The sequence below is a fragment of the Pseudonocardia cypriaca genome (assembly GCF_006717045.1).
Taxonomy (GTDB): Bacteria; Actinomycetota; Actinomycetes; order Mycobacteriales; family Pseudonocardiaceae; genus Pseudonocardia; species Pseudonocardia cypriaca.
Window position 1 is genome coordinate 1,483,818 of the sequence record NZ_VFPH01000003.1, and the last position, 13,378, is coordinate 1,497,195.

9 protein-coding genes are annotated in these 13,378 nt (G+C 72.8%); 5 read left to right on the top strand and 4 right to left on the bottom strand.

The annotated features are described in order from the left end of the window. Nucleotides 1-7: 7 nt before the first annotated feature. Nucleotides 8-1,804: a 2-isopropylmalate synthase gene (leuA, locus tag FB388_RS38730; RefSeq protein ID WP_142107579.1), complete on the bottom strand. Its 1,797-nt coding sequence runs from the start codon at nt 1,802-1,804 to the stop codon at nt 8-10. A gap of 268 nt (nt 1,805-2,072) precedes the next feature. Between leuA and FB388_RS38735 the strand changes: the two genes are divergently transcribed. The 4 genes from FB388_RS38735 (at nt 2,073) to FB388_RS38750 (ending at nt 5,640) form a co-directional block, all read left to right on the top strand. Continuing rightward, on the top strand, nt 2,073-2,375 hold the full coding sequence (locus FB388_RS38735; RefSeq protein WP_142107580.1) for a hypothetical protein: 303 nt from the start codon (nt 2,073-2,075) through the stop codon (nt 2,373-2,375). An 18-nt stretch (nt 2,376-2,393) separates the two neighbouring features. Beyond that, nucleotides 2,394-3,095, top strand: coding sequence for a hypothetical protein (locus tag FB388_RS38740; RefSeq protein ID WP_142107581.1), 702 nt, complete (start codon nt 2,394-2,396; stop codon nt 3,093-3,095). Between the two features lie 161 nt (nt 3,096-3,256). Next, nucleotides 3,257-4,522, top strand: a complete 1,266-nt coding sequence (locus FB388_RS38745) for an aspartate kinase (protein ID WP_142107582.1) — start codon at nt 3,257-3,259, stop codon at nt 4,520-4,522. Nucleotides 4,523-4,527: 5 nt separating this feature from the next. Beyond that, nucleotides 4,528-5,640, top strand: a complete 1,113-nt coding sequence (locus tag FB388_RS38750) for an aspartate-semialdehyde dehydrogenase (protein WP_142107583.1) — start codon at nt 4,528-4,530, stop codon at nt 5,638-5,640. 46 nt (nt 5,641-5,686) lie between these two features. Here the strand turns inward: FB388_RS38750 and FB388_RS38755 are convergent, their stop codons facing one another. From FB388_RS38755 to FB388_RS38765, 3 genes are read right to left on the bottom strand one after another with little or no spacing between them, the layout of a single operon-like run. Continuing rightward, nucleotides 5,687-6,721, bottom strand: coding sequence for an endonuclease/exonuclease/phosphatase family protein (locus tag FB388_RS38755; protein WP_142107584.1), 1,035 nt, complete (start codon nt 6,719-6,721; stop codon nt 5,687-5,689). A 16-nt stretch (nt 6,722-6,737) separates the two neighbouring features. Further along, nucleotides 6,738-7,967 carry an MFS transporter gene (locus tag FB388_RS38760; RefSeq protein WP_211362483.1) on the bottom strand — a complete coding sequence of 410 codons (1,230 nt, stop codon included), beginning with the start codon at nt 7,965-7,967 and terminating at the stop codon, nt 6,738-6,740. 25 nt (nt 7,968-7,992) lie between these two features. Beyond that, nucleotides 7,993-12,105, bottom strand: coding sequence for an nSTAND1 domain-containing NTPase (locus FB388_RS38765; protein WP_142107585.1), 4,113 nt, complete (start codon nt 12,103-12,105; stop codon nt 7,993-7,995). 155 nt (nt 12,106-12,260) lie between these two features. Here FB388_RS38765 and FB388_RS38770 point away from each other — a divergent pair, with 155 nt between their 5' ends. Further along, nucleotides 12,261-13,160 (top strand): SCO4651 family lipoprotein, encoded by a 900-nt coding sequence (locus tag FB388_RS38770; protein ID WP_142107586.1) that lies wholly within the window; start codon nt 12,261-12,263, stop codon nt 13,158-13,160. Nucleotides 13,161-13,378 lie beyond the last annotated feature (218 nt).

Genomic DNA, 13,378 nt, shown 5'->3' on the forward strand with positions numbered 1-13,378 from the left:
GGGGAGATCAGCGCATCGCGCGGTTGATCGCCGAGACCACGGCCTTGAGCGAGGCGCTCACGATCGAGCCGTCGATGCCGACGCCCCAGAGCACGGTGTCCTCCACGGCGCACTCGACGTAGGCGGCGGCGCGGGCGTCGTCACCGGCGGACAGGGCGTGCTCGTGGTAGTCGAGCACCCGCACGTCGAACCCGATGCCGGCGAGCGCGTCGACGAACGCGGCGATCGGGCCGTTGCCGCTGCCGGCGATCTCGTGCAGGTCGTTCTCGACGCGGACCGTCGCGACGATCTCGTCGTTGCCCTCGCCGTCGCTCGTGATGCGGTGGCGGATCAGCTTCAGCGGGGTGACGCGGTCGAGGTACTCGGACTCGAAGACGTCACGCATCTCCTTCGGGGAGACCTCGCCGCCCTCGGTGTCGGTGACCTCCTGGATGACCTTCGAGAACTCCATCTGCAGGCGCCGGGGCAGGTCGAGCTGGTGCTCGGACTTCATGATGTAGGCGACGCCGCCCTTGCCCGACTGCGAGTTGACCCGGATCACGGCCTCGTAGGTGCGCCCGATGTCCTTCGGGTCGACCGGCAGGTAGGGCACCTCCCAGCGGAACTCGTCGACCTCGACGCCCGCCTCGGCCGCGTCGGCCTGCATCGCCTGGAAGCCCTTGTTGATCGCGTCCTGGTGGCTGCCGGAGAACGCGGTGTAGACCAGGTCGCCACCCCACGGGTGGCGCTCGTGCACGGGCAGCTGGTTGCAGTACTCGACGGTGCGGCGGATCTCGTCGATGTCGGAGAAGTCGATCTGCGGGTCGATGCCCTGGGTGAACAGGTTCATGCCCAGCGTGACCAGGTCCACGTTGCCGGTGCGCTCGCCGTTGCCGAACAGGCACCCCTCGATGCGGTCGGCGCCCGCCTGGAAGCCCAGCTCGGCTGCGGCGACCCCGGTACCGCGGTCGTTGTGCGGGTGCAGCGACAGCACCACGGCGTCGCGGCGGGCCAGGTGCCGGTGCATCCACTCGATGGAGTCGGCGTAGACGTTCGGGGTGGCCATCTCGACGGTCGCCGGCAGGTTGACGATCATGGGCGACTCGGGCGTCGGCTGCCAGATCGCGCTCACCGCGTTGCAGACGTCCACGGCGTACTCGAGCTCGGTGCCGGTGTAGGACTCGGGGGAGTACTCGAAGCGCCAGTCGGTGTGCGGGTACTTCTCGGAGAACCGCAGCACCTCCTCCGCCCCGTCGGTGGCGATCTTCGCGATGCCGGCGCGGTCGGACCGGAAGACGACGCGGCGCTGCAGGATCGACGTCGAGTTGTAGAGGTGGACGATCGCGCGGGGCGCGCCCTCGCAGGCCTCGTACGTGCGCTCGATCAGCTCGGGACGCGCCTGCGTCAGCACCTGGATCGTGACGTCGTCCGGGATCAGGTCCTTCTCGATGATCTCGCGGACGAAGTCGAAGTCGGTCTGGCTGGCGGCCGGGAAGCCGACCTCGATCTCCTTGTAGCCCATGCGCACCAGCAGGTCGAACATGCGGCGCTTGCGGGCCGGGCTCATCGGGTCGATCAGCGCCTGGTTGCCGTCGCGCAGGTCGACGGCACACCACAGCGGGGCCTTGGTGATCCGCTTCTCCGGCCAGGTGCGGTCGGGCAGCGATACCGGCTCAACCAGCTCGTGGAACGGCCGGTAGCGGTGGACCGGCAGGTGCGAGCCGCGCTGCGGGTTCCAGACCGGCTGATCATCCGGAGCCGGGCGGTCGGGGGTGCGCACGCGGCCGGCGGGCGACGAGGTGTACGCGTCGGGGGACGTGGTCATCGAGTTGCTCCTGTGGGGTGGGCCGATCTCAGAAGGACCGGCGCACGCCACAACCCGCGACGAGGGGCCGGTCGGTCAGACCCCGCCGCGGCGGCGAAGGAGCAGGCGTGCCACGGCTTCGAGAGTAGCCCGGGAGTGGGGGAGGTTCGCAACCCATCCGGGGCCGCCACCTCGATCAAGCGTCACCCGATCGGGTAATACCAGTCAGTAGCGCACCCCGGCTGGGGGCGTGGGAGCATGGCGGACAACGAGTCCGGGGAGGTCTCCAGTGGCAGTGGGGAGCACGGCACGACGGGGCATCGACGCCCTCGGGAACGTGCTGCGGATCGTCGGCATGCTGATCGTCACCGTCCTCGTGGTGCACATCGTGCTCACGCTGCTCGGCGCCAACCCGGCGAACGGGCTGACTCAGCTGATCCGGGACGCGGCCGACACGTTCAACCTCGGCCTGGGCGACCTGTTCCTGCCCCAGGACCCGCGCCTGGGCGTGGTGTTGAACTACGGCACGGCGGCGCTGATCTGGTTCGTGATCACCACGGTCGTCGTGCGCCTGGTGCGACGCATCCCCTGATCCCGGCCCGCCCGCGCCGTGCCTCCTGACGAGCGCGTCGACGTCCTGCGGTTGCAGTGGTACGTCGACAGCCGCCGCGAGCCCGCCGACGTGCCGCAGCGCTGGCTCGCGCTGTGCCGCGAGCACCTCCCGCAGGCGCTTCCCCGCCGGTTCGGCGCAACCGAGCCGCTGCGCGGGCGCCTCGACCGCGACGGCGACGCCGCGTTCGTGCGCGCGTTCGCGGAGGCCGAGACGCTGCTCCACACGGCGGGTGAGCCGCCGTGCCTCGGCGGCAGCCTCGGCACGCCGCGGCGGCGCGCGCGGCTCGGTCCGATGACTTCCCACCAGCTCGACGTCCGGTTCGACGCCGCCACCACCGATCCGGGCGTCCGCTCGCTGTTCGAGGCGGCCGCCGAGGCGTTCGGCACGGTGTTCGCCTCCGCATCGGTGCGGCGGGACCTGCTCTGGGCCGGCCGCACGCTGGTCGTAGACCGGCCCGACCCGGGCGAACAGCCCTACCTCGCACCGCTCGGGCAGTGGCTCGGCCTGCCGCCGCGGCCGCCGTTGTGGGCGTGGTTCGGCCCCGGCTACCGGCGGCTGGTGCCGCGGGACCGGGAACGGGAGTGGGTGCCCCGCGACCTGGTGGCCCGGCTCGACGAACCGGAGCCGGCGCGGCGGAGGGCGCGCAGGTTGCCCCGAGGGCTGGGCGGGCCGCTCTGGTGGGCGATCCGGCGGCGGTGAGCTGTGGCGTACCCCATTCTCATCGGCGTGCCGAGGCCCGGCCGGTAGGGTGGGCTCCCGACCAGCACCCGGAGCGCCCGCCCCCCGCGCGCGTGCACCTGCGGTGATGAAGCCCGGAGGCCGCGTCGGGAGGACCGCGCGGCCAGGACAGGAGGTCGGCGGTGGCCCTCGTCGTGCAGAAGTACGGCGGATCGTCCGTACAGGACGCGGACCGCATCAAGAAGGTCGCCGAACGGATCGTCCGCACGCACAAAGAGGGCAACGACGTCGTCGTGGTGGTCTCGGCCATGGGCGACACCACCGACGACCTGCTCGACCTCGCCGATCAGGTCTCCCCGGCCCCGCCGCCGCGCGAGCTGGACATGCTGCTCACCGCCGGCGAGCGCATCTCCAACGCGCTCGTGGCGATGGCGATCCACGCGCTCGGGGTGCAGGCCCGTTCGTTCACCGGTTCCCAGGCCGGCATGGTCACCACCTCGAAGCACGGTGACGCGCGGATCGTGCAGGTCAACCCGCACCGGCTGCGCGACGCCCTCGACGAGGGCTCGATCGTGCTCGTCGCCGGGTTCCAGGGCGTGAGCCAGGACTCGAAGGACGTCACCACGCTCGGCCGTGGCGGCTCGGACACCACCGCGGTGGCGCTCGCGGCCGCGCTGGAGGCCGACGTCTGCGAGATCTACACCGACGTCGACGGCATCTACAGCGCCGACCCGCGGATCGTCCCCGACGCGCAGCGGCTCGAGACCATCACCTACGAGGAGATGCTCGAGATGGCCGCGTGCGGGGCGAAGGTCCTGCACCTGCGCGCCGTGGAGTACGCCCGGCGCTACAACGTCCCGCTGCGGGTGCGCAGCTCGTACAACGACAAGCCGGGCTCGCTCGTCACCGGCTCGATCGAGGAGATCCCCATGGAGCAGGCGATCATCACAGGGGTCGCTCACGACCGGTCCGAAGCGAAGATCACCATCACCGACGTGCCGGACACGCCCGGGATGGCGGCGCGGATCTTCCGCACCGTCGCCGATGCCGAGATCAACATCGACATGGTGCTGCAGAACATCAGCCGCACGTCGGCCCAGCGCACCGACATCACGTTCACGCTCCCGCGCACCGACGGCCCGCGCGCCGTCGCGGCGCTCACCGCTGCGCAGCCGGAGATCGGGTTCGCCGAGGTGCTGCACGACGCGGAGGTCGGGAAGGTGTCGCTGGTCGGCGCCGGGATGCGTTCGCACCCCGGGGTCACCGCCACGTTCTGCGAGGCGCTCTCCAACGCAGGTATCAACATCGAGACCATGAACACCTCGGAGATCCGGATCTCCGTGCTCTGCCGGCCCGACCAGCTCGACACCGCGGTGAGCGCGCTGCACGCCGCGTTCGAGCTCGGGGGCGCCGAGCAGGCAGTGGTGCACGCGGGGACGGGACGGTGACGGGGATGGAGTTCGCACACGAACAGCACGGACGGCACGAGCAGGGGCGCCACGAGCGCGGCCCGGTGCTCGCGCTCGTCGGGGCCACCGGTGCCGTGGGCACCACGATGATCGACATCATCGACGGGCGCGAGAACGTGCCGTGGTCGGAGATCCGCCTCGTCGCTTCGCCCCGGTCGGCCGGGAAGGTGCTGCGCGTGCGCGGGCAGGACATCACCGTGCAGGCGCTCGCGCCAGAGGTGTTCGACGGCGTGGACGTCGCGCTCTTCGACGTGCCCGACGAGGTCAGCGCGCAGTGGGCGCCGATCGCCGCCGAGCGCGGCGCTGTGGCCGTGGACAACTCCGGCGCCTTCCGGATGGACCCCGACGTGCCCCTCGTGGTGCCCGAGGTCAACGCCGACAAGGCGGCGGAGCGCCCGAAGGGGATCATCTCGAACCCCAACTGCACCACGCTGTCGATGATGGCCGCGATGGGCGCGCTGCACCGCGAGTTCGGGCTGGAAGCCCTGGTCGTGGCCTCCTACCAGGCGGCGTCCGGAGCGGGTCAGGGCGGTATCGACCGGCTCTACGCCGAGCTCGCGGCCGTGGCCGGCCGGGAGGTCGGGGTGCGCGGCGGCGACGTCGCGGAGGCGCTGGCCGCCGCCGGCCTCGACGCAGCGGCCTCGCCGTTCCCGGCCCCGCTCGCGCTCAACGTCGTGCCGTGGGCGGGCTCGCTCAAGGACGACGGCTGGTCGTCGGAGGAGCTCAAGGTCCGCAACGAGGCCCGCAAGATCCTCGGCATCCCGGACCTCAAGGTGTCGGCCACGTGCGTGCGCGTCCCGGTGGTCACCACGCACTCGCTGGCGGTCCACGCCACGTTCTCGCGCGAGGTGTCGGTGGAGGCGGCCCGCAAGGTGCTCGCCGAGCAGCCCTCGATCGTGCTGCGCGACGACCCGGCGGCCGGCGAGTTCCCCACCCCCGCCGACGCCGTGGGGGGTGACCCCACCTGGGTCGGCCGGATCCGGCAGGCCCTCGACTTCCCCAACACGCTCGAGCTGTTCGTGTGCGGCGACAACCTGCGCAAGGGTGCCGCCCTGAACACCTACGAGATCGCGGAGACCGTGGCGATCAGCCTCTGACGGGTTCCGGCGAACGGCGCGCTCCCGGCTGGGGGCGCGCCGTTCGTCAGTTCGGGATGCGCAGCGTCGTCATGATCGCGCGGTGGTCGCTGCCCTCGATGTCGCGCACGTCGAAGGTCTCCGCGGTGATGCCGTCGGTTGCGAAGACGTGGTCGATCTGCGGGCCGATGCTGCGCAGGCCCGGCGTGGGACCCCAGGTCGGGACCAGGCCGGCGCCGCGCTGGGCCGCCGCATCGCCGCAGCCGGCCGTGCCGGCGCGCAGCGCGGAGTGGTCCAGCGTTGCGTTGAAGTCCCCCGCCACCACCGTGGGGGTGGGCCCTTCGCACCAGCGGGACACCAGCGCGAGGTCGCTGTTCCACTCGGGCACGTAGCCGGGGACGGGGGCGATCGAGTGGAACGCGACGAACCGCAGCTCACCGAGCGCGCCGCCCGTGACCTCGACGTACGGGAAGGCGCTCGTGTCGTCCCCCACCTCGAAGTCGACGTCGCCCAGCCGGTCGGACACCACGGCCGTGACGTCCTCGACGTCGTCACCGGAGTCCTTCGCCGTGCGCAACCGGTACCCGAGCGGCTCGACGAGCGGTTCGAGCTTCTCGGCGAAGTCGGGCCCGGCCTCGACGATCGCCGCCGCGTCCGGCCGCTGCTCCTCGATCAACGCCACCAGCTGTTCGACGTCGGCATCGCCCTCGTAGGTGTTGAACGCGAGCACCTTGAACGGGGTGCCGCCCGCCGGGACCGGGTCCGGTACGACCCGCGGGAGCGTCAAGCCGACGCCGACCAGGAGCACGGCGAGCACCCCCGCCACGAACGGCAGCACGCGCCGCTCGAACAGCATCACCACGAGCAGGAGCACGAGTAGGGCGAGGACCCCGCCGAGGATCCACGGTCGCATCGACACGAGCTGCACGAACGGGCTGCGACGGTCGAGCCCGAACACCAGGTCCGGCAGCGCGCCCACGGCCACGACCAGGGTGAACACGACCGCGGTCAGGTAGCGGGCAACGTCGCGTCGCCGCCGAACACCTGGTGGGGGCGGAGGCAGCGGGAAGGCGGGGGCGAGCCGGTCCGGCGGTGCGGTCATCGGCTCGAAGTCTCCACTAGATCGCTTGAGAATCAGCTGAGGGGGTGACGGGTGCCAACCGGGCGAGCAACCCGACGAGGATCGCCGCGCCCAGCCCCGCCGATCCCACGGTGAGGACGGCGACGGCGGGTGAGGCGACGTCGACGAGGAGCCCGGCGAGCGGCGTGGCGACGGCGGCGCCGATCGTGATGGCGGATCCGTGGAACCCCGTGACCAGCCCTCGCACGTGCTCCGGGGTAAGCGCGCTGACGGTCTCGGCGCTCGCCGCCATCGAGGGCGCGATCAGCAGCCCGACGGGCACGAGCAGCAGGGCGTAGGACCACCACGAACCGGCAAGCGCGACCGGCAGCGCGGCGGCCCCCAGGCAGCCCACGAGCAGCGGGAGCGAGCGGGACCGCCGGGCCGCGCCGTACACGAACCCGCCGATGAGCGAGGCCACGCACCAGACGGTGTTGACCAAGGGGATCCAGCCGGCGTTCCCGCCGAGCTGGAGGCCGGCGATCATCGACAGCTCGGTGCCGAAGACGACGAGCACCGCCGCCGTGGTGGCCAGCAGGGCCCCGATCAGGCGCAGGTCGAGCCACTGCCGCACCGGGGGCGGCGGTGCCGCCTCGCCCGCGGCCTCCTCGATGCGGGTGGGTGGGTTCAGCAGCATCAGCGCGCCGCCTGCCACGAGCCAGCCCGCACCGACCGTCCACATCGCGGCGGTCGACGACACCTGCAGCGCCAGCAACGCGCCGACCGCGGGCCCGACGATGTAGGAGATCTCCACCGACATCGAGTCGAGCGCGAACGCCGGGCGCCTGCGATCCGCCGGCACCAGCACGGCGAGCGACTGCCGGGTGATGGAGTAGACCGGCACGCCGAGCACGCCGCCGGCCAGGGCACCCACCAGCAGCGCCGGATACGGCAGCAGCGGCGCGACGGTCCAGAACACGGCCTGGGCGGACAGCGTGAGCGTGAGCATCGTGCGCAGCCCGCGCCGGTCGACCAGCCGGCCGAGCAGGGGCGCGCCGATCGCCATGCCGACGGTGGCCGCGGCTCCGACCACGCCTGCAGCTGCGTAGCCCTGATCCAGGGTGAGCACCACGTGCAGCGTGAGCGTGATCGCCGCCGCGGACGCCGGCAGGCGCGCGAGGAACGAGACGGCTGTCAGGGCGCCCACGCCGGGGATGGCGAGGATGGCGCGGTAGGCCTTCAAGCCGGTGCCGTCGGCGTCCACCGTGCCCATGGTGCTCCCGGGCACCGGCGGAACACGACCGGATTCCGGGTCAGCACGGCGGCCCGATGGTGCTGCCTGGAGGCAACGCAGCCCGTTCCACCTCAGTGAACGGGTGGCGGGACACCCGGCACAGCTCGTCGGCCCACTGCTGGGGGGTGAGCGCCATCGCGAACGGAAAAGCACCCACCGTCGCCGCCGTGACACCGACGCCGCCCTCGACATCCAGTCGCATGCCGTCGAGGATCTCGGCCCCGCTGTAGTCGGCGAGCGTGAGCCGGACCGTGCCGCTCGACCGTCCGCTCGCCGGGTCCCAGAAGTTCAGCGTCCCGTTGCCACCTTGGCCGGCAGCGGCCGTCACGATCATGCCGTCGGCGGTGAAACCGACCGGGTCGTGCGAGCCTTCGATCGGGATGGCCGGACCGAGCGGTACCTGCCGATCGAGATCCCAGACATCGAGCGTTCCCGCGGACGAGACGGCCGCGAGCCGCGAGCCGCTGCCGTCGAACGCGAAGGCGTAGGTCTGCCGCCCGGCCACCTGCGGGAGCGTGCCGACCTGCGTTCCGCGCACGAGGTTCCACAGCTCGACCGTGTTGCCGGGACCCAGTACGGCAACCTCCCCCGGATGGCCAGGGCGCCCCTCGAGCCCGTGGCCATCACCCGCGAACCACTCCCGGCGCTGCTGGTCGGCGGCGAGGTCGACAGGTGGTCCCAGCGACGCGCCCGTCGACCGGTCCCATCCGGCCAGGAGCCCGTCGGCCAGCGCGTAGATCCGGTCCGGGACCGCGCTGGTGCGCATCCCCGAAGCGCCCGGCATGTTGACGCGGAGGGCAGGCTCCAGCGAGGGGAGTGCGAACTCGGTGATCCACCAGCCGGTCTCGGTGCGGTTCACCAGGGTGAGCCGCTGGTCGACGGCCGGCGCGGACGTGGGCCCACCGTCGATCGCCTCCTCGCCGAGCCGGGCGACCTGCCGGCCGCTCGCGGCGTCGAACGTCGTGTAGTCGCGATGGCCGTCACTCACGACGAGGGTCCGCGCGTCGTCGCTCCGCGCGATCCACGGCGTGCCGCCCGCGGTGACGTACGGGTTCGGTTCGGCGGTCAGTCGCAGCACAGCCTGCGCGTGCGGGACCAGGACGGTCCGCGTGCCGCCGGGCCCGGGAAGCACCATCATCTTCTCGGCTGCCGTGCGGCCGCCGCCGGTAGTGGTCGAGAGCGGATCCGGAGGCAGCGTGACGTCGTACGCGGTGCCGTCGCTGAGGTCGCGGATGCGGACCACGTCGACGTCCGCCGGCTCGCCGAGTCGCTCCGCGACGTGGCGGGTGTCGAGGGTGATCGTGCGGCGGAAGCCGGAGCAGGAGTACGCGGTGAGCGGGATCCGCCGCTGAGGCGTGACGAGATCCGGGCCCGTGACCACGGCGACGGGGTTGCCGCGCGCACCCGGGCTCGGTGCTTCGCAGATGGCAGCCACCGTTCCGCCGTCGACCACCGCGGCGTACTGCGGCAACTCCCCGAGCCGGGCGCCGTCGGCGAGCGACCGCAGGGTGACGCGCACGTCCTCCAGCCGGTTGATGTCGCCCAGCCGGATCAGCGCCCGGGTGGAGTCGGGGCTGAGGTTGACGCCGACGACGTCCGGTTCCGGGATCGGCCCGAGCCCGTGTGCCACCGGTGTGGCCGCCGGTACGTCCCAGATGCGGAGCGCGGCACCTCCGGTGGCCGGCTCCAGCCAGAGCAGGCGGTCGCCGGAGAACCCGAAGACCCGGCTGTCCGGGTTGGCCGGCGGCGGCCCGGGCACCACCTGCGGAGGGCCGCCGGCGATGAGGTCCCACACGCGCACGACACCCGTCCGGTCCAGCATGGCGGCGAACCGGCCGTCCGGGCTGAGCGCGGCACGCAGGAAACCGGGTCGGGCATCGGGGAGCGGGTGGCGCTGCGCCGGACCGTCCGGGAGCCCCGTGACCACGACCAGGCCACCGCTCTCCGGCAGGAGCATCGTGCGCCCGTCCTCGGACATCCCGAACCCGATGATCGCCTCGGTCGACACGTCGGGGAGGACCCCGTCGACGGAGCGCATCGCCACGTACTGCCGCAGTAGGGCGTTGCGTGCCGAGGGGTTGCCCGGGTCCAGCCGCCACGCCGCGAGCGCCAGCTGGGTACCCGTGACCGGGTCGGTCGGCGCGCGTGCGAGCGACGCCTGGGCCAGCAGCTCGGCGTTCGCGCGGTCGAGCTGCTCCCCGAGGGCGTTGCCGCGGTCGACCGCGACGACCGCGAGCACCCCGGCGGCGAGCGTGATGACCGCCAGCACCGCGGTGACGACCCGCCACCGCCGCACCTCGCGGCGCTGCCGCGCCCGGCTGCGCTGCACGAACTCGACGTCGAGCGCCGGGATGTCGGCGTGCCGGGCCGGCAGCCGGTCCAGCGCGGTGGCGAGCGCGGCGCCGCGCAGCAGGGCGCCGTCGTCGCGTCCCGTCTCCTCCCAGCGCTCGCGCTGCTGGCCCACCTGGTCGCGCCAGGCCAGGAAGTCGCGGTCCTCGGTGAGCCAGTCGCGCAGCCGCGGCCAGTGGACGATCAGGGCCTGGTGGGCGAGCTGGATCGTCTCCTGCCCGTCGGCCGCCCGCTCCACGACCACGAGCCGGCCGGAGGCGAGCCGCATCACCAGGGGGCGCAGGTGCGCGGGCACCTCGCCCCAGCGCAGCGGCCTGCGGACGAACCGCCCGTCCCGGTCGGGTCCGGCCAGCGCCGTGAACAGCCGCCGCAGGCGATCCGCGTCGGCCGGGTCGAAGCCGGCGACGACGGCCTCTGCGTGCGTGGCGACCACCCCCGCCACCCCGCCTGCCTCCTCGTAGGCGCGCAGCGTGAGGTACCCGCCCTCCCGCCGGGCCCAGAGCTCGGTGAGCAGCGACTCCACCAGCGGGAGCCGGCCCGGCTCGGCCGCGGCGTCGTCGAGGATGCGGTCGACGAGGCCCGGCTCGAACGACAGACCGGGCGCCCGTTCGGCCGGCGCCACGATCGCGGTCCGGAGCTGGCCGCGGTCCATCGGGGGAAGCAGGACGGTGCCGGAACCGAGCAGGCTCGCGAGCTCGGGGACGACGACGTCGTCGAGCGTGGCCGACCGCAGGGTGAGCACGGCCCGCACGGGCCCGGCGCGTACCAGCTCGCCGATCTGCTCGAGCAGATCGGTGGCGGCGTCGGGATCGGTGGCGGCGAGCTCCTCGAACTGGTCGACGACGAGCACGAGACGCCCGCCCCGGTCGGCGGGACCGAGCCCGGCCGCCGTGCCGACCAGGTCGGCGACCGGGTGCCCGGGCAGTGCCCGCAGCTCCGCGACCTGAACGCCATCGGCCCGCAGCCGGGGCAGCAGCCCCGCGCGCACCAACGACGACTTGCCCGCACCCGACGGCCCGGCGACGGCGACGAGCGGCTGGCGGTCGACGGCGTCGACGAGCCGGTCGATGTCGGCGTCCCGGCCGAAGAAGAAGCTCGCGTGTTCCTCCCCGAACGGCTCCAGGCCGCGGTACGGGCAAGGCAGGAGCTCCGGGTCCACCCCGAGCACGAGGTCGATCGGGATCAGGTAGGCGGTGGTGGTGCCGCCGACGTCCGAGGCGACCGTCATCCCGACCACGGCGCCCGACTCCTCGTCCCACACCGGTGCACCGCTGAAGCCCGGGACGATCGGCTGCTCGCCCGCGGCGCTCTGCATCTGGAACCACCGCGTGCCCTGCCGGCCGCGGAACCGGCCCGTGGCCCACACGCCGTCGGCCATCTCGGCGGGGAACCCGAGCACCCGGAAGCCGTGGTCCCACAGCTGGTCGACCCGCCGCAGCGGCGGCATCCGCGCTCCGTCGGGCAGGGGGTCCCGCAGGCGCAGCACCGCGATGTCGCCGGTGCCCTCCGGTGCGATCGGGATCCACCGGGCGACCTCGGCGGAGATCCGCGCCGATCCGTCGGTGCCGGGCTCGAGCAGCAGGGGGAGGTCGAGCACCACTCGCTGAGATGGGGGCCGGGCGTCGTACGGGTCGCCGCGCACGGCCGCCGCGACGACGTGGGCGCAGGTGGCCACGAGATCATCGCCGATGACGAAGCCGGCGCCGACCGGCTCACCGGCCGGGTCGAGGATGCGGACGACGACGCGCGCCGGTACGGCCTGGTCCCGCTGCGTCGTGGTCACTGACCCCCCGATCGTGCCCAGCGGGAGTCTAACTGCCCCGATGGGATGATCCACGTCACTCGGACCCAACGGCCGCTGGTCCCGCGGGGTCCATCCGAGTACCAGCCGGGCCGAGCGGGTGTGCGGACGGTTCTACTCGACGAGGAGGGGGGCGGATGATGACCATCACCGTGCGGAGGGGCCGGGCGATCATCGCCGGGTGCGTCGTGGGAGTTGCGCTTCTCACGGCGTGTGGCGGCGGGGACACCGGAACCGGGGGCGCCGCCACGGCGGAGCGCCCCGCGGCGGACATCGCCCGCGAGGCCCCGGACATCACCCGGGCCGCCGGCTCGTCCCGGTACGCGGTCGAGATGACGTACGCGACCACCGGCGGCACGCTGGGCGACTCGTCGTGGACGATGAGCGGCACCGGTACCTACGACTACGCCCGCCAGATCGGTGATGGCCAGGTCGCCACGCACTCACCGGACCTGCCGGTGCCTCCGCAGGAGACGGTGATCAGCAAGAACGTGCTGTACCAGCGCGACGTCGGGGCGAGCCGGTGGCAGAAGACCGACTTCTCCGCCGTGGTGAACACGCCCGTCGGGCAGCACGACCCCAGCCAGCAGCTCGACCTGCTGCGGGGCGTCTCCGACGACGTGCGCCAGGTCGGCACGACGCAGGTGCGTGGCGACGAGGTGACCCAGTACGCGATCACCATCGATCCGCAGCGGCTCGCAACGGCGAGCGGCGTCGTGGTCGACGGCGGCCTGGTCCAGGCCGCGCTGCGGGCTGCAGGCCCGATGCCCGGCCAGGTGTTCGTCGACTCCGACGGTCGCGTCCGGCGGCTGGAGGTCGACATCGCGACGAACGGGGCGAACCTCGCGGCGTCGCCGGAGATGAGCAAGATGCTCGGCGACAACCCGAGGGTCCAGGAGATGCTGCGCGAGCGGCGGACCACCTCGAAGATCAGCATGGAGTACTTCGACTTCGGGATCCCGGTGACGGCACAGGAGCCCGACCCGTCGCTGGTCGACAGCGGTCTCAAGATCCCCGGCCTCCCCGGGGGCAACTAGTACTGCAGCCGGGGTTGGTGATCGCGGGGATGATCCGAGCTCGCGTTCGCGATGGCACAGCCATGGACAACCGTCACCACAACGGCACCGGCAGCGTTCCGCGGAACGCACCCACAGCTCAGCGATCACAGGCCCGGCGCCAGCGGGAAGACCACATGCGAACGCGACGATCTACGTGTTGGAGGAACCGGCGTGATCGAGGCTTGATCGATCCCAGA

Coding starts and splice junctions, on each gene's coding strand:
- FB388_RS38770 (WP_142107586.1), top strand. CDS start 12,261: ATGATGACCATCACCGTGCGGAGGGGCCGGGCGATCATCGCCGGGTGC.
- FB388_RS38755 (WP_142107584.1), bottom strand. CDS start 6,721: ATGACCGCACCGCCGGACCGGCTCGCCCCCGCCTTCCCGCTGCCTCCG.
- leuA (WP_142107579.1), bottom strand. CDS start 1,804: ATGACCACGTCCCCCGACGCGTACACCTCGTCGCCCGCCGGCCGCGTG.
- FB388_RS38750 (WP_142107583.1), top strand. CDS start 4,528: ATGGAGTTCGCACACGAACAGCACGGACGGCACGAGCAGGGGCGCCAC.